Below are 18767 nucleotides of genomic sequence, written 5' to 3'. Positions count from 1 at the left end.
CTCTCCGTCCCCTCTCCACCACGCGATCCAGGGCGTCCCGGGCGACGCCCGGGTCAGCCGTGCCCCCATCCGCTTGATCAACGATGTTCGGGAGCCACCCATGAGTGCGACCACCGCCACCGCACGCGAGCGAACGAAAGCCGCCAACCGCGCAGGATTCGGAGCCTTCATCGGCTCCACCATCGAGTGGTTCGACTTCTACATCTACGGAACCGCGGCAGCGCTCGTCTTCGACAAGGTGTTCTTCCCCGAACTCGAAGGGCCCATAGGCACGCTGGTCGCGTTCGCCACCTTCTGGGTCGGCTTCCTCGCCCGCCCCCTCGGCGGCATCATCTTCGGCCACTACGGCGACCGGCTCGGCCGCAAGAAGACGCTCGTCATCACCCTGCTGATGATGGGGATCTCGACCACCGCGATCGGTCTGCTGCCCGGCTACGCGTCCATCGGCATCGCCGCCCCGATCCTGCTGGTCTGCATCCGCATGATCCAGGGCATCGGCCTCGGCGGCGAGTGGGGCGGCTCCGTCCTGATCGCCTCCGAGCACGCCCCCAAGGGCAAGTCCGTGCTGTACGCGGCCTTCGCCCAGCAGGGCTCGCCCGTCGGCAACACCCTCTCCACCGTGAGCTTCCTCGCCATCAGCCAGCTGCCCGACGACGCCTTCGTCTCCTGGGGCTGGCGGGTGCCCTTCCTCGCCTCCGCCGCACTCGTCATGGTCGGCCTGCTCGTCCGCCTGAAGGTCACCGAGTCCCCGGCCATGGCCAGGCTCATCGAGAAGAAGGAAGTCGTCAAGCTCCCCCTGACCGAGGTCCTGCGCACCCACCCCATGCTGATCGTCCTCGGTATCGGCGCCTGCACCATCGGGCTGTCCGCGACGTACTTCAAGTCGACGTTCGCCCTCTCCTGGGCGACCACGTCCCTGGACTTCGACCGCAGCTCGTTCCTGACGATCATCCTCGTCGCCAACGTCACCCAGATCGTCGTCCAGCCCTTCGGCGCCCTCATCGCCACCCGGATGAAGAGCTGGTCCCGCGCGGTGATCGTGATGCTGGTCCCCGAACTCGTCCTGATGCCGGTGATGTTCGTCCTCATCAGCACCGAGAACTACGGGCTCGCGATGGTCGGTGTCGCCGTCGCCACCATCCCGCACTGCCTCTACTACGCGGCCCTCGCCGGCATGCTCGCCAGCCGCTTCCCGGCCCATCTGCGCTACACCGGCATCTCGCTCTGCTACCAGCTCTGCGGCACCCTGCTGGGCGGGACCACCCCGATCATCGGCCAGTTCCTGCTGAACCGGACCGGCTCCATCACGGCCGTCATCGCCTACGCCGTCTTCCAGGTCGCGCTGACCCTGGGCTGCATGCTCCTCCTGCTCAAGCGCCCCGACCACGACGAGCAGGCCGCCGAGCCGGTCGCCGCACCCCGCACCGCGACCGTCACCGCCTGACCCGCCCGTTCCCGTAGATCGGAGTACCGCCATGCCCCTGACCGCGCACGGCATCCCGGAGATCCTCGCCCTCGGCGGGCGCGACCTCGGACGCTCGGAGTGGAAGGAGGTCACCCAGGAGCTGATCGACGCGTACGCGTACGTCTCCGGGGACCACCAGTGGATCCACACCGACGTCGAGCGGGCCGCCGCCGGCCCGTACGGGCGCACCATCGCCCACGGCTACATGGTCCTGAGCTGGGGCATCCCGATGTTCGGGGAGCTGCTCCAGGTGAGCGGTGTGGGCCGCGCGCTCAACTACGGCGTCAACCGCGTCCGTTACCCGGCCCCCGTCCCCGTCGGCAGCCGCGTGCGCCTGCACGCCGTGGTCACCGGGGTGAGCGAGGTCGCCCGGGGCGGCGTGCAGATGACACGGGGCTTCACCTTCGAGCTGGAGGGCTCCGAGAAGCCCGCCTGCGTCGCCGAGTCTCTGACCCACTTCTACCCGTAGGCCCGCGGTCCCGAGTCCGCACGCGCCGGCGCCCGCCCGGAAGTACCGGACACGCGCCGGCGCCCGCCCGGGAGTACCGAGGCGGGCGCCGGTGCGTACGGAACCGCTATCCGACGCGGTCCGCCTTCTCCGGCTCCCCGGCCGCGGACGGCGCGGACAGGTGGTCGGCCTGCGCGCCGGGGTCGGTCAGCCGGTTCAGCCGCGAGGGCACGTCGAACCCGACCAGCAGCACCACGATCACGGTCCCGGCGAAGGTCAGCACCGCCAGCGCCTGCCCCAGATCCATCCCGGAGGCCAGGTTCGCCCCGAGGACCGGTGCGACGGCACCTCCCAGCGCCCCCACGTTGTACGTGAAGCCGAGTGCGGCTCCCCGGCTCGCGGTCGGGAAGTGGCCGCCGATGTACCGGGGCAGCAGCCCTGAGATCCCGAAGCTGGTGGCCTGGAGCAGGAACAGCAGGCAGCCGAGCACCAGCAGGTTGTCCTTCACCGCGAACACCGGGTAGACGAAGGCCAGCGAGGCCAGCAGCGTCAGCGCGTACGCCTTCCTGGCCCCGATCCGGTCGCCCAGGAAGCCCGCCGCCCAGCAGCCCGCCATGGTCCCGAATCCCGCGAAGTAGAGGACGTCGGTGACCTGGCCGGTGGTGTATCCCAGCTCCGTCTTCAGATAGGTGGGAAGCAGGGCCTGGATGGGCCACGAGTACAGGAAGGCGAAGAACAGCGTCACGATCATGGACAGGTAGAGGAGCCATCCCCTCTTCCCGCCCATCTGCACCGCGAAGGCGGCGAGAGACAGGCCCGCCACGACGGACAGCAGTGGCACCAGGCCCTCGCCGCCCGGTGTGAAGATCAGGAAGAGCGAGAGCGTGGCGGCCGCGACGAGCACGGTGTTGGCCACCGCACGTCCCCGGGTCATGAACAGCGGCCGGAACGGATTGGGCCTGGCGCCCTGTTCGGCCACCGTCTCCGTCCACTCCTCGGCCTCCGGCAGCGCGCGCCGCATCCAGAGCGCGACCGCGATCGGTATCAGCCCCAGGTAGAACATCCACCGCCAGCCGAGCGAGGGGACCACCCAGTCGTAGACCTGTGCCGCGAGCACCGAACCGACGGAGAAGCCCGAGATGAGGAAGCCGCTGGCCCGGCTGCGGACCCTGGCCGGCCAGCTCTCCATGACGTAGGTGGCGCTGGCGCTGTACTCCCCGGCCATGCCCATCCCGATGGCGAGGCGGGCGGCGAACAGGCTGTGGAAGTCCCACGCGAAACCGCAGGCGAAGGTGCCCAGCGAGTAGAGCAGGATGCTCAGCACCATCGACATCTTGCGGCCGTACCGGTCACCGATGGCTCCCAGCACGGCCCCGCCCAGCCAGCGGGTGATGAAGGCTCCGGAGATCAGGCTGGCCGCCTGCACCGTGCTCAGGCCGAAGTCGTCGCTGATCTCGGTCAGGACGAGGGTGATGAGGACGAAGTCGAAACCGTCGAGGACATAGCCGATCCAGGCGGCGAAGAACGACTTCCACTGCGTACGGCTCACCTCGCGGTACCAGGGGAGCGTCGGGGGAGTTTTCTGCACGGTGGACTCCATGGTGCGGGAGGGCGCGGGCCCTTGAGCGGTCCGGACGGTTCAGCGCAGGAGGAGACCGGCCACGAAGCGGGCGGTCAGGGCGGTCGGTGCGGTGATGGCGGTGCCGACGACGACACTGTGGGCGCCGCTGGACAGTGCCTCGGCGGCTTGTCGGGGGGTACCGATGCGGCCCTCGGCGACCACCGGCACGTCGGTGGCGGCGGCCAGTGCGGCCACCAGGCCGAGGTCGGGACCGTGCTGCGCCGGTGTGCCCGGCACGTAGCCGGACAGGGTGGTGGACACGAAGTCCGCCCCCAGCGCCGCGGCGGCGATCCCCTCGGCGAGTGTGGAGACGTCCGCCATGACCAGCGCCCCCGCCGCGTGGACGGCGGTGACCAGCTCGGCGAAGGAGGAGCCGTCGGGGCGCGGCCGGTCGGTGGCGTCGGCGGCCACCACCGCGGCACCCGCCTCGACGATCGCCAGGGCGTGCCGGACGGTCGGCGTGATGTAGACGCCGGTGTCGCCGTCCTTCCACAGCCCGATGACCGGAAGGTCGACGGCTTCGGTGATCGCCGCGACGACCTCCGGCTCGTTGGCGCGGACAGCCGCGGCGCCGCCCGCGGCCGCCGACCGGGCCAGCCGCACCAGGGCGGAGGTCTCGCGCATCGGATCGCCGGGCGGTGCCTGGCAGGAGACGATCAGGCGGCCCCGGAGGGACCCGGTGAGGTCCTGTGCGGTCATCGGAGAGCTCCCGGCTGGTGGAGGGGCAGGGTGGTGGTGAGGGCCGCCGCCCCGGTCACGGCCGCGTCGGGGCCGAACCGCGGGGGCCGGGGGACGAGGTGGCGCAGTGGCGGCATCAGCTCGGCGGCGAAGGCCCGGGCCAGCGCGTCCCCGTACAGCGGGCCGATCCTGGGGACGCCGCCGCCGACGACCACCCGGTCCGGCCCGAGCGCGTTGGCGAGGCCGCCGAGGACCCGTCCGGCCGCCGCGGCCCCGGTGGTGACGGCCCGTACGGCGTCGGCGTCGCCCCGGGCCGCCCGGGCGGCCACCGTTTCGAGCCGGTCCACCGGGGCGCCGGTGAGCCGCTCGTAGTGGGCGGTGATGCCCGGGCCCGAGGCGACGGCCTCCAGGTGTCCGGTGGCCCCGCAGGCGCAGGTCAGCCCGGCCGCCTCGGCGCTGGGGAGGTGGCCGATGTGCCCCGCGATCCCGGACGCGCCGTGCAGCATCCGCCCGTCGGCCGCGAGCGCGCCGCCCACGCCCGTGCCGACGGCCGCGAACACGAGCGAACCGCGGCCGTCCGGCAGTCCGGCGAGCTCGGGCCCCGCGGTCGCCCGTACGTCGTTGTCACAGGCCACCGGCAGTCCCGTACGGTCCGCGAGCCCGGTGCCGAGGGCGGTGCCCGCCCAGTCCCGGATCGCGTCGGTGGCGCTGGTGACCACGCCGCTGCGCGGATCGACGACCCCGGCGGCGGCGACGCCGACGGCGGTGGCGCGCCCCCCGGGATCGACCTCGGCGACGGCCACGGCGAGGGCGTCGAGCACCGCCGCGGGCCCCTGCCCGGCGGGAGTGGGGCGGGTGTGGCGGGCGGACACCCTGCCGTCGGCGGCGAAGAGCGCCGCGGCGATCTTCGTACCGCCGAGATCGAGCCCGACCACCGGGTACGCGCCGGGCCGTGTCATCGGACCGGTGTCAGACCGGCACCGCGCAGCCGCTCCGCGACCAGGGCGACCGACTCGGCGGAGAGCGGGATCTGCGGGAAGGCGGTGGCGCCGTCGTCGATGACGCCGAGCAGCCAGAGCGCCGCCTTGAACGCGCCGAGAGCGGAGGAACCGCGGCCCATGTCGGCCTCGGGCCCGGCGTCGACGAGGGAGAAGAGCGCGACGAGCCGCTCCTGTTCCTCGGCGGCGAGCTTCCAGTCACCGGCCGCGGCCGCGTCGTGGAGGCGCACGTAGGCGGCAGGGTCGACGTTGCCGATGCCGGGGACGACGCCGTCGGCGCCGGCCAGCAGCGCCGCGTCCACCGTGAGCTCCGAACCGGTCAGCACGCTGAAGTGCGGCGCGGGACCCGTGGAGCGGCCGTCGCGCCCGCCGAGCTCGACGATCAGCCTGCGCAGCCCGCCCTCGTCGCCGCTGCTGTCCTTGAGGCCGGCCAGGGTGCCGTCCTCGGCGAGCTCGCGGACCAGGGCGCCCGAGAGCTTGGAGTGCACGGACACCGGGAGGTCGTAGGCGAAGAGGGGCAGGTCGACCGTCGCGCGGATGCGGCGGAAGTGGCCGGCGATCTCCTTGGGGTGGGTGCGGGTGTAGAAGGGCGCGGTGGCGACGAGGGCGTCCGCGCCCAGCCCGGCGGCGGTCCGCGCGTGGTCGATGACACGGGCGGTCGTCGTGTCGATGACCCCGGCCAGGACCGGGACCCGGCCCGCGGTCACGCCGATCACGGTCTCCAGGACGGTGCGGCGCTGCGCGTCGGTGAGGAAGGCGACCTCGCTGGTCGAACCGAGGGCGAAGAGTCCGTGCACACCGCCGTCGATCAGGTGCTCGACGAGCCGGCCGAGGGAGGCGGTGTCCACCTCCCCGTCGGGGCCGAGGGGGGTGCAGACCGGCGGTACGACGCCGTGCAGCGGTGCGGTCAGGGGCATGCGGGGGCTCCAGGGAGTGGGGGACACCGGTCTGCGGCCCGGGGGTGCGCAGACCCAGAGGTGAGACGTAAGATGTCCTATGTCTGGCGCCCACCTTAAACAGATGCCCCGGCGCACGGTCAAGAGGTAACGGCACCCCAGGAGGACAGTTGTGGCCCGCCCCACCATCGCCCAGGACATCGAGCGCCGGATCAAGGAACTGATCCTCGAACAGCGGCTCGGCCCGGGCGACCCGCTGCCGACCGAGGGGGAGCTGATGGAGCACTTCGACGCGGGCAGGGTCTCCGTGCGCGAGGCGCTCAAGTCGCTCCAGGCCGTCAACGCGGTGGAGATCAGGCGCGGGTCCGGGACCTTCGTCGGCTCGCTCTCGCTCTCACCGTTCGCCGAGGGGCTCGCCTTCCGCGCCGCCGTACGCCACCGGCGGGGCAAGCCGGGCCTCCTGGAGCTGATGAAGGTGCGGGAGGCCCTTGAGGCGGGCCTGGTGGGGGCCGTCACCGCGGGCATACCGGAGGAGGACCTGGCCGTCCTCCGCGCGCTCGTGACCACCATGGAGTCCGAGGCCGGCACCGGCCGCGTGGCCCGGGCCACCGACCGTGCCTTCCACCTCGCGCTCTACGCCTCGCTCGACAACCACCTGCTCAGCGAGGTGCTGGACGCGTTCTGGGCGGCCATGGACCGGGTGCGCGAGGACCTCGACGACGGCCATCAGGACCCGCTGACCACCTGCGCCCAGCACCTGGAGATCGTCGAGGCGGTCGCGGCAGGCGACGGCGAGCGGGCGGTCCGCGCCATGCGCACCCACTTCGACGGCATCCGCCACCGGCTCGGCGCGGGCGGTCAGCCCTCGTAGAGGTAGCTGGGCGTACCGGCCAGCGCGGCGCGGAACCAGCCGTCGACCTCGTTCTGCCCCATCGCGCCCCAGTCGGGGGCCCGCTCCACCTGCGCCGCGCCCAGCCTGCGGCCCAGCTCGACCAGCCTCGCCCCCTCGGGCGTGCGTTCGGCCTCGTACCGGAGCAGCGCCTCCTGGGGTGACGTGCTGCCGCGCAGGGCCTCCTCCAGGCAGAGCGCGTCCTCGAGCGCCTTGACCGCCCCGCTCGCGGTGTGCGGCCGGGTGATGCCGGCCGCGTCACCCGCGAGCAGGAAGGGCGGATCCGCGGCGCGCGGGGCGTGGAGATCGGTGACGGGATGGCAGACCAGCGAGGCGTGCGCGCCCCGCGCCACGATGTCGGCCCACTCGTCGGGGAAGTGCTCGTCCGCGATCTCCCGTACGTACGGGGCGGGATCCCGCTGTCCGTCCCGGGCGGGCGGAGAGGCGTAGACGGCGTAGGCGAGCAGCCGCTCCCCGGGATCCGCGCCCGCCCCCGCCGGGATCAGGTAGAAGATGCCGTGGCCGCCGGGGAAGCCCAGAGTGACCCAGGCCTCGCGCAGCAGCTCCAGCGGGCGCCGATGGCCCGTCAGCGCGCTCATCGGGATCGTGCCGCGCCACACCGCGTATCCGGCGGCGGTGGGCTCCAGTCCCGGGGCGAGCGACTGCCGGGTGAGCGAGCGGTGCCCGTCCGCCCCCACGACGATGTCGTACCCCTCCTCGCCGTCAGCCGTGCGGATCAGTCCGCCTCCCGCGGGGGTCCGGCCCACGGACGTGACGGGCCGGCCCCGGTGATGGTGCGTTCCGCCGGTGTTCGCCCGCAGGGACTGCCACAGCAGCCCCCAGTTGCAGGGGGTGACCGGACTCGGCTGCCGGGCGATTTCACGGGTGGAGCGCAGGCCCCGGGGCCGGGCCAGCCAGACATGGGTTCCGACCGGGGCGGTCGGCATCGACGCGTCCAGATAGCCGAGGGCGACCAGCCGGGTGTGCAGGGCGGGTGGGACGACGACCCCGAGGCCCCGGTCCTGGAGCGCGCCGCCGCTGCGCTCGTAGACGGTGACCTCCGCACCCGCCCGGGTCCCGGCGATCGCCATCGCGCAGCCGGCGATGCTCCCGCCGACCACTCCCATCCGTAAACCCGTCATCGGCACAGCAGGCACTCCCGTGAACCTCGCGTGGACGCCCAGGATGTCAGGTCAGGAGGCGCGAGCCTCCGAGATACGCCGTCTGACCGGGGCGTAATGCTCACCCAGCGCCCTCACGAAGCCGGCGACGTCACCGGCGCGCGCGGAGTCGACGAGGGCCTGGTGGGCCGCGATCGTGGCGGTCTCGTCGGCATGGGTGAATCCGTCGAGACGCGGCGCGACGATCGTGTACACGTCCCAGAAGGCCATCGAGAGCTGCCCGATGAGGTCGTTGCCGAGCGGAGCGACGAGCAGCGCGTGGAACGCCCGGTCCGCGGTCACGAATCCCTCACCGGCGTGGGCGTCGGTCCCGCGCATCTCGGCCACCAGCGCGTCCAGCCGGTCGAGATCGGCAGGCCCGAGCAGCGAGATGATGCGGTCGGCCATCCCGCGCTCGAAGAGTTCGCGTACGTCCACGAGGTCGGCCAGCACCTGGAAGTCGTCGCCGGGGGAGAGCAGCCCACGGAACGTCAGGCTCTCCACCAGAGCGGACAGACTCAGCCGGCCGACGTACGTGCCGTGTCCGTGACGGACCTCGACGATGTCCAGGGCGTCGAGGATCTTGACCGCCTCGCGCACGCTCGAGCGGCTCGCGCCGAGCGCCTCGCAGAGGGCGGGCTCCGTGGGCAGGGCGTCGCCCGGTCGCAGGCGCTCCTCCAGGATGTAGCGCTTGATCCCCTCCGCGACTTCCTGCCGGAGCAGTGTCCGGCCGGGCTTGCGGCCCGGCGCCGGTGGACTCCCCACCTCTCGCCCCTCTCGGTCATCGAGCTGAGGGGACACGCTATCAAGGCGTCAGGTGGCAGACGTCCTACGCACGGACCGGCAGCGGTCTGCTCCCGGCCCCGGCAGGCGGTCCGGACACAGAAGGGCCGGCCGACAGGTGCAGCTGTCGGCCGGCTCCTTCCGGCAGCCCCTTCTCAGGAGTTGATCAGTCGCGCGAACCGCGGGTGCGGCGCATGAGCACCGCGCCGCCCAGCAGCAGTGCCGCGCTCGCGCCGGCAGCCATGCCGACCCCACCCGCACCGGTCTGTGCCAGCTGCGCGTCGGGGCTGTTCGGGTCCGGGTTGCCGGCCGGCGGCTCCTCCACGGGCGGCTTCGAGCTCGGCGGGGTGACCGTCGGGGGCTCCTCGGTCGGCGGGGTGACCGTGGGGGGCTCCTCGGTGGGGGGCTCCACCGGCGGGTCGACGGGCGGGTCGACCGGCGGGTGCACCGGCGGGTCGACGGGCGGGTCCACCGGCGGGTGCACCGGCGGGTGCCCGTGGTCGCGACCGCTCTCGTTGGCGCAGGAGTTGCCGAAGACGGGGTTCAGCGCGCCGACGACGTTGACGGAGTTGCCGCAGACGTTCACGGGGACGTCCACCGGAACCTGCGCCAGGTTGCCGGAGAGGACGCCGGGCGACCCGACGGCCTTGCCGTCGGCGCTCGCGCCCGAGGAGCCGCGGCCGTGCTCGTCGTGCGAGCTGACGTTCGCGCACTTGTTGCCGAAGGCCGGGTTCAGCAGGGCGATCACATTGACGGTGTTGCCGCAGAGGTTGACCGGGACATGCACCGGGACCTGAACGGCGTTGCCCGAGCCGACACCCGGCGAATTGGCCGCGACACCGTCGGCCGAGGCGTCGGCGTGAGCGTAACCGCCGGCGGCGGTCAGGATGCCCGACGCCGCCGCCATGACGATCATGCTTTTATTCAGAACCTGTCGCATTACATGCCCTTCTCCGGGAAATTCGCGTGGGCGGTGACCCTGATGGCAGTCATGCCATCGACGCGGACTACTCCATAACGACGCGACGGTTGCGGGGGAAACTCGGAGATTCGTGGAAATTCTGTAACCACCCGAAAGGGTCACGTACGGGTGTTCGCCCCGGTGGGGGAGTTCCGGCATTCGGGTGAACGGGGGGAACCAAACGCCGGCCGGCGAGTTGATCAGTGAGCTCCGCCGCGGGGCAAGTCGGTACGAGAAGGGTTAATCGTGATCAAGAAGGTTCTGGCTACGGGTGCCGTCGCCGCTTCCGTCCTCGGTGTCTCTGCGACCAGTGCCATGGCGATCGGTGACGACACCGGCACGACGTCGATCAACGGCAACGGCGCCGAGTCGGAGTTCGGCAACAGCTCGACCAGGGGTGACCAGAGCCCGCAGCTCAGCATCGTCCAGGGCTCGCTCAACAAGCCCTGCATCGCCCTGCCCGTCAAGGCCAACGCCGGCGCGCTGGTCGGTGTCATCGCGGCGCTCGCGGTCCAGGACGTCAACGTCCTGTCCAACCCGCAGAACCAGCAGTGCACGGACAACTCCACCCAGGCCAAGGGTGACGAGCCGCTGTCGCACATCCTGTCGGACATCCCGGTCCTCTCCGGCAACGGCGCCGGCAACAACTGACCGGCCCACCAGGACCGGTCCGGGCCGTCGACATTCCTCCATCGTGCGGCCCGGGCCTGCATCATTCGGGCGTTTTTCCGGGAAACTCCTTCCATGGCGTTTCGCAATCGCCCGTCACTCGTTACGGATTACAGCTCCGGAGTCACGAGCGCATTTCAGAGAAGTGCTCGTGCGGCACGAAAGACGTGACCGCTCAGGACTCCGCTGCAGAAAGGGACGAAAGTGAAGTACACCAAGGTTGCCGCCGTCGCCGCCGGAACCCTCATGGCTCTGGGTGCCGCTGCTCCGGCCATGGCCGACTCCGGCGCCGAGGCCGTTGCCGCCCACTCCCCGGGTGTCCTGTCCGGCAACGTCGTTCAGGTTCCGGTCCACATCCCGGTGAACGTCTGCGGTAACACCATCAACGTGATCGGCCTGCTCAACCCGGCGTTCGGCAACGTCTGCGTCAACGACTGATCCGGTCGCAGCTGACGGTTCGTCACGAGAAGGCCCTGGGGTGCGTCTGCCGCCCCAGGGCCTTCTCGCTGCTCGGAGGGAAATGCGGCCCCGCGCAGTTTCCCGGGACGACGCTTGATCGTTGTCCGGGGCAGAGGCGGCGCACGCCGCCGAAGAAGGGATTTGGGAAAGTGAAGTACGCGAAGACCGCAGCCGTTGTCGCAGGTTCCGTCGCCGCTCTCGGGGCCGCCGCCCCCGCCTTCGCCGCGACCACCCCCACGGCTCCTCGGATCAGCCTCACCACCGGTGTGAACGAACTGACCTCCGCGGCACCGCGGATCCCGGACCAGGTGGTCGACCCCCTGGTGGACGCGGCCGGAGAGACCGTCGGAGCGGTGCAGGAGGACCGCACGGTCAGCAGGTCGGCCGATGTGGTGACCGGTGTGGCGGACACGGCGGCCCCGCTCCTGGGCGGACTCCCGCTGGGCGGCTGACCGCCGGGCCCGTCCCTTCGGGCCGTGCGGCGGGCGGGCCGCTTCCGCGCGCCGTGCGGCACCCCGGACGAGAAACATCGTTCGAGTGAAAGGGCGCAACCGGAATGCGTCTGCCGGAGTTGTTCAGAATGCTCCGGACAGGCGGGCAACAGAAAATTCAGAAGGGCACGTTCATGATGAAGAAGATTCTGGCGTCGGCGGCCATGGCCGCATCCGTCGCCGGTGTTTCAGCCGCCGCGGCCCCCTCGGCCATGGCGATCGGCAACGACACCGGCACCACGACGGTCAACGGCAACGGTTCCGACCAGTACTACGGCAACAGCAGCACGCACGGCGACATGAGCCCGCAGATCGGTCTCATCCAGGGCTCGTTCAACAAGCCCTGCATCGCGCTTCCGGCGAAGGCCAACATCGGCTCGCTGCTCGGGCTCGTCCCGATCTCGGTCCAGGACATCAACGTCCTGTCCTCGCCGCAGAACCAGCAGTGCACCGAGAACTCCACCCAGGCCAAGGGTGACGAGGCCCTGTCGCACATCCTCAACGACATCCCGGTGCTCTCGGGCAACGGCGCGGGCAACAACTGACAACGCTCCGCTCCGGTTCTCCCTGCGTCCGTCCAGGCCAGGGCGCACCGTTTCCCGCCTTCGCGTAGTCCGTGAACACATGTGGGGCCGTTCCTCCGAGCAGTGCCCGACCCTCGGTCGGGTGTCCGGACGGGGCGGCCCCACACGCCTGCCCGCACGCGCCCGGTGATCCGTCGGTCTGCACGTCGGGTAGCCCGATAGTGCGGGAATTGGGCCGGTTGCCGCACGAACGGCGGACGCCGTACGCGTGTCCGGGTAGGTGCGCCTCATGGACTCGTACGACAGTCACCACGCTCGTGGCCGCGGCCGGGAGCCCGAGAGCTCCACGCCCATCTACGACCGGCTGCTCGCCGAATGGCGCGACGCCGCCCGCCGCGAGGCGGTGTCGTGGGCGGAGGGCGCCGCACCCGCCCCTGAGGCATCCGGGGAGCCGTCGTCCGGCAGGGAGAGCGCCTTCGTCCCCGCCGCCCGCACCGCGGGCGGTTGCGGATAGGCGCACGTCACAGCGGAATCGGATCCAACCCGTTCGAGTGGTGTAGCGGAACCGAAAGCTCCGTTTGGGGTTAGTCAGTACGTTCCAGAACGGGACGCTCCGAAAGGTGAAGCGTGATGAAGAAGATGATGGCCGGCGCCGCCGTAGCCGTGTCCCTGATCGGCCTGTCCGCGGCCGCGGCCCCCTCGGCCATGGCGATCGGCGACGACCACGGCACGACCTCGGTCAACGGCAACGGCGCCGAGTCGGAGTTCGGTAACAGCTCGACCAGGGGCGACCAGAGCCCGCAGCTCAGCCTCGTCCAGGGCTCGCTCAACAAGCCCTGCATCGCCCTGCCGGTGAAGGCCAACGTGGGCTCGCTGATCGGTGCCATTCCGATCGCCGTCCAGGACATCAACGTCCTGTCCTCGCCGCAGAACCAGCAGTGCGCGGACAACTCCACGCAGGCCAAGGGCGACGAGGCCCTGTCGCACATCCTGAACGACATCCCGGTGCTCTCGGGCAACGGCGTCGGCAACAACTGACGTCACTCCGTGCGGTGACCCCCGGGCGCAGGCCTGCGGGACGCCCGCATGAATGCTGCGAAGCGCAGCGCACAGGGCGATGCCCACCACTCCACGGGGGGTGGTGGGCATCGCCTTGCACCGGGAGCCCCGGAGGGTCAGCCGAGACTGCGTACCGGAAGCAGACAGTGGGCGGAGGTCCTGATGACGTCGGGATCGCCGACGAAGGACATCAGCAGATCCTGGCCGACCGGCTGCCCGGGGACGGCCGCGGGCCACGGGCGCGTGGCGAACATCCCGTGGACCCGGCCCTCGGACCGCGCCGCGGCCAGCCACTCCGGGGGTACGGAGTACTGCGCCTTGAAGTGAGGCAGTGTCAGGACGGCCTGACCGGCCTGGACGAGGAGCTTCACCGGGAGGTTCGGCAGCCCGGAGGCGTCCAGTGTCTCGCCTCCCACATGCAGCCCACTGCGTTCCAGTGCCGTGTGCATGGCCGTCTCGCCGGCCTCGGGCCCGTCCCGGCCGTCGCCGAGCGAGTAGGCGAGGAGGAAGGCCGTCTCGCGCTCTCCGGGGGCACTCGCCCCGCTCCAGCCGATCAGGACCTGGGTGCCCAACTGGGCTTGTGAGTAAGGGAGGGCGGAGGTTTTCGGTGAGGTCATGACCGGCACCCTAACGGCCCGAGACCGGTCCTTGTGCACGCGTATCACCTGATCGTGGAGTATCTCCGGCAACTCCGTCCAATCCGTCGGTGCAGGGGGGCCGTTCCCGTAAAACCTGTTGCGCTTGCGGGGATACCCCGGGCTATGGTGTGCGGAGTTCGAGGAACCAGGAGGTGAGGACATTGATGACTGTCGTTGCGATGGGCGCTGCCCACAACCCGAAGTGCATCGTTCCCACCCCTGTGGCCACCGGCTGACTCGACTTCTCTCTCCGCGCCTGACGCGCGTTGCCGGGGCCGCCCTTGTGAAGGGTCTCCCTTGTCTTTCTCGATTTCCCCGGGCTCCGTTCCGTCGCACCCGCTGGCTCCGTACGGCTGGGACGACGCGTGGGCCGAAACCTTCGCCCCGTACGCCGAGCAGGGACTCCTGCCGGGACGCGTGGTGCGGGTCGACCGCGGTCTGTGCGACGTGGTCACTCCTGCGGGCACCCTCAGGGCGGACACCGCGTTCGTGGTGCCCCGTGACCCGATGCGGATCGTCTGCACCGGTGACTGGGTGGCCGTCGACCCGGACGGCGACCCGCAGTTCGTCCGGGCGCTCCTGCCCCGCCGCACGGCCTTCGTGCGCTCGACGTCGTCGCAGCGCTCCGAAGGGCAGGTGCTCGCCACCAACATCGACCACATCGTCATCTGCGTCTCGCTCGCGGTCGAGCTCGACCTCGGACGGCTGGAGCGGTTCCTGGCGCTGGCCATGTCCGCCACCGCCGGCGCCGCCCTGCTCGGCGACGGCGCCACCTCCGCCGGGCACGAGGTGTACGGGGCGCAGCCGCTCGTGCTGCTCACCAAGGCCGACCTCGTCCCGGACGCCACCACGCTGTCCCACCTCGTCCAGGACATCGAGCGCATCGCCCCCGGGGTGCAGGTGCTCCCCGTCAGCTCCGCCACGGGGGAGGGCGTCGACGTGTTCGGCGCGATCGCCGGCAGCGGTACGAGCGTGCTGCTCGGGACCTCCGGCGCGGGCAAGTCGACCCTCGCCAACACGCTGCTCGGCGCGGACGTGATGCATGTGCAGGAAGCGCGGGAGGTGGACGGCAAGGGCCGTCACACCACGACGACCCGCAATCTGCTCGTACTCCCCGGCGGGGGCGTCCTGATCGACACTCCGGGACTGCGGGGGGTCGGTCTGTGGGACGCGGAGACGGGCGTCGGCCAGGTCTTCTCCGAGATCGAGGACCTGGCACGGCGGTGCCGTTTCCACGACTGCGCGCACGAGAGCGAGCCCGGGTGCGCCGTGCTCGGCGCGATCGAGGACGGCTCCCTGGCCGAACGGCGCCTCGACAGCTACCGCAAGCTCCTCCGGGAGAACCACCGCATCGCGGCGAAGACCGACGCGCGGCTGCGCACCGAGACCCTGCGCGAATGGAAGCGCAGGGGAGCGGAGGGCAGGGAGGCCATGGTGATGAAGCGGGGCAGGACGCGTTAGCGGGGTACCGCCGGGGGTGTCCGGACGGCCTGCGGCCGGCCGGGCACCCCTCGGTCCTCATCCCCAGACGACGGCTCCCAGCCACGCTCCCACCGCGAGCAGGCAGCAGAAGAGTTCCAGAAGCACCGAGTACCCCGTCGCCCGCATCACGGACCTGAGCGACGTCCAGCCCGCGGCGCGGCTTCCCAGCCGGAGGCGTTCGGCGCCGTAGACCGCCCCCACATAGCCCAGGACCCCGCCCACCACCGGGATCACGAAGAAGCCGGCGATGGCCGCTATCCCTCCCACCATCAGCGTCTTGCGCGGCGCCCCCGACTCGCGGGGGCGCCGCGAGGGAAGCAGCGCCTTCAGCGCCTGGTTCAGCAGCAGCAGGCACGTCGAGCCGATCAGGACGCCCCAGGCGACCGGGGTCGGGTCGGTCAGCGCCCACCAGAGCACCGCGGCCCAGACGATCGCCTGCCCGGGCACGCCCGGCACCAGGACGCCGACCAGGCCGAGCAGCATCACCGCCCCGACGGCAACGAGCTGCCACACACTCATTCGACCAGCGTGCCGGAGTCCGGCGGGTCCTGCCCGTCAGCGGAGCCCGGTGAGTGGCCCCGGGTGAGTGGCCGGGGGCGGCGGCCCGGGCCTGGAGAGTGGCCGGCGGGCGCGGGCCGGGGCCGGTCAGCGGGGCGCGCGGGCCACCCAGCCGCGTTCGTAGGCGTGCCAGCCGAGCTGCAGCCGGGTGGTGACCCCGGTGAGCTCCATCAGCCCCTTCACCCGGCGCTGCACCGTCCGCAGGCCGAGGTCCAGCTGCTTCGCCACGCTCGCGTCCGTCAGACCGGCGAGCAGCAGCGAGAGGATCTCCAGGTCGGTCGGATCCGCGCCCGGCCCGCTGTCCTCCCTGATGCCGCTCCCGCCCAGCCGCAGCGGCATCGCTTCCCGCCACACCGCCTCGAAGAGCCCCATCAAGGATTCCAGCAGCCCGCTGGCGTGGATCACCAGTGCGGCGGGTTCGGCCCCCCGCCCGGACAGCGGCACCATGGCCAGCGCGGAGTCGGCGACCACCAGCTTCGTCGGCACCCGGTCGACCACCCGGCACTGCTCGTCGCGGCCCAGGGCTGCCGACAGCTCCACGATGCCCGAGGGAAGGGACAGCACATCGCGCTCGACGACCACGCGGTAGGACACGCCCCGCATCGCCGCCCGTTCCTCGGACTCGTTCTCCATGCCGGTGACCGCGATCGGCTTCCCCGTGACCAGGGCGCAGACCTCCGACGTGGCGCCCAGCTGCAGCTGGTGGAACCGGTGGGCCACCGCGCTCGCGCCGGTGACCACCTCCACCAGGTCGTGCACAGCGGTCTCGGCCGCCTCCGCCCGGAACTCCTCGGCGAGCATCGCGGACGCCAGCTCCGCCTGTTCGAGTTCGTGGCGCTGCTGGGTCAGCAGGGCGCCCAGGGCGACCCCGGGCGGCGCGGCGACCCAGCGGTCCGCGCGGGACGACGACTGGGCCACGAGCCCCTGCTGTTCCAGCCGGCGCAGCGCGCGCTCGGCGTCCGCCTCCGGCAGGGCCAGCCGCCGCGCGAGATCGGGGAGCTCAGCGGCGCCCGCCGTGACCAGTGCCCGGTAGGCCGCTTCCTGTCTCTCGTCGAGACCTATCGCTGACAGCATCCTCGGCCCTCCCCGCATCGGTGCTCGCGCGTTCCCGCGCCCGTCGGGCGGGGATGAACCGTGGCGGGAAGCGGCCACGGCGTATTCCCGCCGGGCCCATCATGCCCCGTACCACCTGTCGCTCTGACAACCTGGCGCCACCGCGGCACCGACCGCCCCGCAGGGGGCGGGCCGGGTACGAGGAACGGCCCGCCGGGCGACCTTCCCGTGGGGGGTGGGGACGTCCGGCGGGTCCCTTCGCGGTGCCACTTCCGGGCACTTTTCCGGATGACCCGGTTTCGTACGGCCCGGGCGGTCGACACTATGGGCATGAGCCAGCAGGGGGAGAAGCCCGCCGCCCACGAGGACGAGTGGTGGCGGAAGCTGTACGACGAGACCGCGCCGGACGCCGGGCCGAGCCGCGCGGCCGACAGTCTCGACGACCGGTTCGACTCCGCGTCCGACGCGGTAGGCGGCCCCGGGGCCGCCCGTGAGGACCACCCGGTCACGGTGGTGCCGCTGCCCGACCCCCGCCTCCCGCAAGCGGACGGCCCGGCGAGGGAGGACGAGCGGCCCGGATCTCCTGCCCCGGAGCCGCCTGTTGTGCCTTCTGCCCAGGAGCCGCCCGGGTCTCCCGCCCAGGAGTCGCCCGGGTCTCCCGCCGCGGAGCGACCCGCCGTGCCTTCTGCCCAGGAGCCGCCGGGGTCTCCTGCCCAGGAGCCGCCCGCGGGGGTGCGCACCCCGGCGCCGCCGTCCGCACCTCCCGCGCCCGAGCCGCCCGGCCCACCGCGGGCCGTCCCGGTCGAGCGAGCCCCCTGGGAGGCCCCTGCCGGGATCTCCCGGCCGCAGACCTTCGCCGTGCGGCCGCCGCCCCCGCCTCCCGCGCCGCCTCCCGTTCCCCCGGTCCCGTCCGAACCTCCGGCCGCCCCCGATCCGTCCGCTCGCCCGGTCGTGGGGCACATCGGGGACCGGCCGCCCACCTACGACGCCGACCCCGCGGCGCTGCCCGCCTCCGGGCCCGACGACCTGGCCGGCCTCGTGCCCGACACGGTCCTCGACGGGGCCCGGTACGGGACGTACACGCTCCGGGCCGCGTCCGTGCGCGGCGACTCGGCGCGCTTTCGCGGCGAACCCCGGCGCGACGCCCTGCTCACCGCGCGCTTCGGGACGGGGGACGACGCCCTGGTCCTGGTCGCCGTGGCCGGCGGCGCCCGGGGTGGGGAGCAGGCCCACCGCGCCGCCGCCGACGCCTGCCGCTGGATCGGCGGGGCCGTCGCCCGCAGCCACGCCCGGCTCGCCGACGACATAAGGGCGGGACGCAGAGGCGACCTCAAGTCGGGTCTCCAGCGCCTCACCGACCGCACCTACGGCAGGCTGCGCGCCCGCGCCGTCGAACTCGGCCTCGACCCGGCCGCGTACCACGCCGGACTGCGCTGTCTGCTGCTGCCCGCCGACCCCGAATGCCGCACCCGCGTCTTCTTCGGCATCGGGGCGGGAGGCCTCTTCCGTCTGCGCGACGGTGCCTGGCAGGACCTCGAGCCCGTGCTGCCCACGACCGGCGGCGCGGCGAGCGAGGAGACCCCCGGCGGGGACCGGCTGACGATGGATCTGCGGACCACCACGCCTTCGTCTCCGTACAACGAGACCCCCCCGCCGGCCCCCGTCGAGCCCTTCCGCTTCCGCGCCTCCGTCGCCCGGCCCGGAGACACGCTGCTGCTCTGCGGGAACGGCCTCGCGGAGCCCATGCGCGGGGAGCCGGAGCTGACCGCGGAACTGGCGCGGCGTTGGGGCGCGGGCGGTCCGCCGGGGTTCCCGGCCTATCTGGCCGACATACAGCTCAGGGTCAAGGGGTACGCGGACGACCGGACGTGCGCGGCGGTCTGGGAGGCGTAACGGGGCGCGGCGTGGGTTGATGGAGTCCCGGACAACCCGAGG

At 72.2% G+C, this 18767-nt stretch carries 21 protein-coding genes; 11 read left to right on the top strand and 10 right to left on the bottom strand.

Annotated features, from left to right (window positions below; all coding sequences use genetic code 11):
* Window positions 1-100: 100 nt before the first annotated feature.
* Complete coding sequence (locus ACIRJR_RS18715) at window positions 101-1444, top strand: MFS transporter (protein ID WP_403781523.1); 1344 nt, start codon at window positions 101-103, stop codon at window positions 1442-1444.
* A gap of 31 nt (window positions 1445-1475) precedes the next feature.
* Entirely contained in the window at window positions 1476-1934 is a 459-nt protein-coding gene (locus ACIRJR_RS18710; RefSeq protein WP_403781520.1) for a MaoC family dehydratase, read from the top strand.
* Window positions 1935-2040: 106 nt separating this feature from the next.
* Here ACIRJR_RS18710 and ACIRJR_RS18705 read toward each other — a convergent pair whose 3' ends face one another.
* From ACIRJR_RS18705 to ACIRJR_RS18690, 4 genes are read right to left on the bottom strand one after another with little or no spacing between them, the layout of a single operon-like run.
* Complete coding sequence (locus ACIRJR_RS18705) at window positions 2041-3513, bottom strand: sialate:H+ symport family MFS transporter (RefSeq protein WP_403781516.1); 1473 nt, start codon at window positions 3511-3513, stop codon at window positions 2041-2043.
* A gap of 39 nt (window positions 3514-3552) precedes the next feature.
* The gene (locus ACIRJR_RS18700) at window positions 3553-4233 is read right to left on the bottom strand and encodes an N-acetylmannosamine-6-phosphate 2-epimerase (protein ID WP_403781513.1); all 681 of its coding nucleotides are present in this window, start codon (window positions 4231-4233) and stop codon (window positions 3553-3555) included.
* Window positions 4230-5171 (bottom strand): ROK family protein, encoded by a 942-nt coding sequence (locus ACIRJR_RS18695; protein ID WP_403781510.1) that lies wholly within the window; start codon window positions 5169-5171, stop codon window positions 4230-4232. The genes ACIRJR_RS18700 and ACIRJR_RS18695 overlap by 4 nt, the downstream gene beginning before the upstream one ends.
* Window positions 5168-6127 (bottom strand): dihydrodipicolinate synthase family protein, encoded by a 960-nt coding sequence (locus tag ACIRJR_RS18690; protein ID WP_403781508.1) that lies wholly within the window; start codon window positions 6125-6127, stop codon window positions 5168-5170. The genes ACIRJR_RS18695 and ACIRJR_RS18690 overlap by 4 nt, the downstream gene beginning before the upstream one ends.
* Window positions 6128-6278: 151 nt before the next feature.
* Here ACIRJR_RS18690 and ACIRJR_RS18685 point away from each other — a divergent pair, with 151 nt between their 5' ends.
* Complete coding sequence (locus ACIRJR_RS18685) at window positions 6279-6977, top strand: FadR/GntR family transcriptional regulator (RefSeq protein WP_403781505.1); 699 nt, start codon at window positions 6279-6281, stop codon at window positions 6975-6977.
* Here the strand turns inward: ACIRJR_RS18685 and ACIRJR_RS18680 are convergent.
* The 3 genes from ACIRJR_RS18680 to ACIRJR_RS18670 all read right to left on the bottom strand — a co-directional run bounded on the left by ACIRJR_RS18680 (window position 6965) and on the right by ACIRJR_RS18670 (window position 9878).
* The gene (locus ACIRJR_RS18680) at window positions 6965-8137 is read right to left on the bottom strand and encodes an FAD-dependent monooxygenase (RefSeq protein WP_403781502.1); all 1173 of its coding nucleotides are present in this window, start codon (window positions 8135-8137) and stop codon (window positions 6965-6967) included. The genes ACIRJR_RS18685 and ACIRJR_RS18680 overlap by 13 nt on opposite strands.
* Window positions 8138-8188: 51 nt before the next feature.
* Window positions 8189-8920 (bottom strand): FadR/GntR family transcriptional regulator, encoded by a 732-nt coding sequence (locus ACIRJR_RS18675; protein WP_403781498.1) that lies wholly within the window; start codon window positions 8918-8920, stop codon window positions 8189-8191.
* A 184-nt stretch (window positions 8921-9104) separates the two neighbouring features.
* Window positions 9105-9878 carry a chaplin gene (locus ACIRJR_RS18670; RefSeq protein WP_403781495.1) on the bottom strand — a complete coding sequence of 258 codons (774 nt, stop codon included), beginning with the start codon at window positions 9876-9878 and terminating at the stop codon, window positions 9105-9107.
* Between the two features lie 267 nt (window positions 9879-10145).
* Between ACIRJR_RS18670 and ACIRJR_RS18665 the strand changes: the two genes are divergently transcribed.
* From ACIRJR_RS18665 to ACIRJR_RS18640, 6 genes are all read left to right on the top strand, one after another.
* The gene (locus ACIRJR_RS18665) at window positions 10146-10550 is read left to right on the top strand and encodes a rodlin (protein ID WP_403781492.1); all 405 of its coding nucleotides are present in this window, start codon (window positions 10146-10148) and stop codon (window positions 10548-10550) included.
* Between the two features lie 222 nt (window positions 10551-10772).
* A complete protein-coding gene (locus tag ACIRJR_RS18660) occupies window positions 10773-11006 on the top strand; it encodes a chaplin (protein ID WP_403781489.1) in 234 nt (77 codons plus the stop codon).
* A 170-nt stretch (window positions 11007-11176) separates the two neighbouring features.
* On the top strand, window positions 11177-11479 hold the full coding sequence (locus ACIRJR_RS18655) for a hypothetical protein (protein WP_403781486.1): 303 nt from the start codon (window positions 11177-11179) through the stop codon (window positions 11477-11479).
* 173 nt (window positions 11480-11652) lie between these two features.
* Window positions 11653-12063 (top strand): rodlin, encoded by a 411-nt coding sequence (locus ACIRJR_RS18650; protein WP_103513833.1) that lies wholly within the window; start codon window positions 11653-11655, stop codon window positions 12061-12063.
* Window positions 12064-12331: 268 nt separating this feature from the next.
* Complete coding sequence (locus ACIRJR_RS18645) at window positions 12332-12556, top strand: hypothetical protein (protein ID WP_403781483.1); 225 nt, start codon at window positions 12332-12334, stop codon at window positions 12554-12556.
* Window positions 12557-12672: 116 nt separating this feature from the next.
* The gene (locus ACIRJR_RS18640; protein ID WP_403781480.1) at window positions 12673-13080 is read left to right on the top strand and encodes a rodlin; all 408 of its coding nucleotides are present in this window, start codon (window positions 12673-12675) and stop codon (window positions 13078-13080) included.
* Between the two features lie 137 nt (window positions 13081-13217).
* On the opposite strand, the gene ACIRJR_RS18635 is transcribed toward ACIRJR_RS18640, so the two are convergent.
* Window positions 13218-13718, bottom strand: a complete 501-nt coding sequence (locus tag ACIRJR_RS18635; RefSeq protein ID WP_403781477.1) for a DUF5949 family protein — start codon at window positions 13716-13718, stop codon at window positions 13218-13220.
* A gap of 318 nt (window positions 13719-14036) precedes the next feature.
* On the opposite strand from ACIRJR_RS18635, the gene rsgA reads away from it, so the two are divergent.
* The gene (gene rsgA / locus ACIRJR_RS18630) at window positions 14037-15200 is read left to right on the top strand and encodes a ribosome small subunit-dependent GTPase A (protein WP_403781474.1); all 1164 of its coding nucleotides are present in this window, start codon (window positions 14037-14039) and stop codon (window positions 15198-15200) included.
* 57 nt (window positions 15201-15257) lie between these two features.
* Here rsgA and ACIRJR_RS18625 read toward each other — a convergent pair whose 3' ends face one another.
* Both ACIRJR_RS18625 and ACIRJR_RS18620 read right to left on the bottom strand, forming a co-directional pair.
* A complete protein-coding gene (locus ACIRJR_RS18625) occupies window positions 15258-15740 on the bottom strand; it encodes a DUF456 domain-containing protein (protein ID WP_403781471.1) in 483 nt (160 codons plus the stop codon).
* A 126-nt stretch (window positions 15741-15866) separates the two neighbouring features.
* Window positions 15867-16853, bottom strand: coding sequence for a helix-turn-helix domain-containing protein (locus ACIRJR_RS18620; RefSeq protein ID WP_403781468.1), 987 nt, complete (start codon window positions 16851-16853; stop codon window positions 15867-15869).
* Between the two features lie 309 nt (window positions 16854-17162).
* Between ACIRJR_RS18620 and ACIRJR_RS18615 the strand changes: the two genes are divergently transcribed.
* Window positions 17163-18725 carry a protein phosphatase 2C domain-containing protein gene (locus ACIRJR_RS18615; RefSeq protein WP_403781465.1) on the top strand — a complete coding sequence of 521 codons (1563 nt, stop codon included), beginning with the start codon at window positions 17163-17165 and terminating at the stop codon, window positions 18723-18725.
* The last annotated feature ends 42 nt before the right edge of the window (window positions 18726-18767 follow it).

Source organism: Streptomyces sp. NPDC102402 (assembly GCF_044765765.1).
Taxonomy (GTDB): domain Bacteria; phylum Actinomycetota; class Actinomycetes; order Streptomycetales; family Streptomycetaceae; genus Streptomyces.
Note: the sequence above shows the minus strand (reverse complement) of the source record. Positions and strands in the feature narration are given on the sequence as shown.

Bases quoted from the DNA above. Each gene is read 5' to 3' on its own strand.
- ACIRJR_RS18715 (WP_403781523.1), top strand. From the start codon at position 101: ATGAGTGCGACCACCGCCACCGCACGCGAGCGAACGAAAGCCGCCAAC.
- ACIRJR_RS18710 (WP_403781520.1), top strand. From the start codon at position 1,476: ATGCCCCTGACCGCGCACGGCATCCCGGAGATCCTCGCCCTCGGCGGG.
- ACIRJR_RS18705 (WP_403781516.1), bottom strand. From the start codon at position 3,513: ATGGAGTCCACCGTGCAGAAAACTCCCCCGACGCTCCCCTGGTACCGC.
- ACIRJR_RS18700 (WP_403781513.1), bottom strand. From the start codon at position 4,233: ATGACCGCACAGGACCTCACCGGGTCCCTCCGGGGCCGCCTGATCGTC.
- ACIRJR_RS18695 (WP_403781510.1), bottom strand. From the start codon at position 5,171: ATGACACGGCCCGGCGCGTACCCGGTGGTCGGGCTCGATCTCGGCGGT.
- ACIRJR_RS18690 (WP_403781508.1), bottom strand. From the start codon at position 6,127: ATGCCCCTGACCGCACCGCTGCACGGCGTCGTACCGCCGGTCTGCACC.
- ACIRJR_RS18680 (WP_403781502.1), bottom strand. From the start codon at position 8,137: ATGACGGGTTTACGGATGGGAGTGGTCGGCGGGAGCATCGCCGGCTGC.
- ACIRJR_RS18670 (WP_403781495.1), bottom strand. From the start codon at position 9,878: ATGCGACAGGTTCTGAATAAAAGCATGATCGTCATGGCGGCGGCGTCG.
- ACIRJR_RS18650 (WP_103513833.1), top strand. From the start codon at position 11,653: ATGATGAAGAAGATTCTGGCGTCGGCGGCCATGGCCGCATCCGTCGCC.
- ACIRJR_RS18645 (WP_403781483.1), top strand. From the start codon at position 12,332: ATGGACTCGTACGACAGTCACCACGCTCGTGGCCGCGGCCGGGAGCCC.
- ACIRJR_RS18640 (WP_403781480.1), top strand. From the start codon at position 12,673: ATGAAGAAGATGATGGCCGGCGCCGCCGTAGCCGTGTCCCTGATCGGC.
- ACIRJR_RS18635 (WP_403781477.1), bottom strand. From the start codon at position 13,718: ATGACCTCACCGAAAACCTCCGCCCTCCCTTACTCACAAGCCCAGTTG.
- ACIRJR_RS18625 (WP_403781471.1), bottom strand. From the start codon at position 15,740: ATGAGTGTGTGGCAGCTCGTTGCCGTCGGGGCGGTGATGCTGCTCGGC.
- ACIRJR_RS18620 (WP_403781468.1), bottom strand. From the start codon at position 16,853: ATGCTGTCAGCGATAGGTCTCGACGAGAGACAGGAAGCGGCCTACCGG.
- ACIRJR_RS18615 (WP_403781465.1), top strand. From the start codon at position 17,163: ATGAGCCAGCAGGGGGAGAAGCCCGCCGCCCACGAGGACGAGTGGTGG.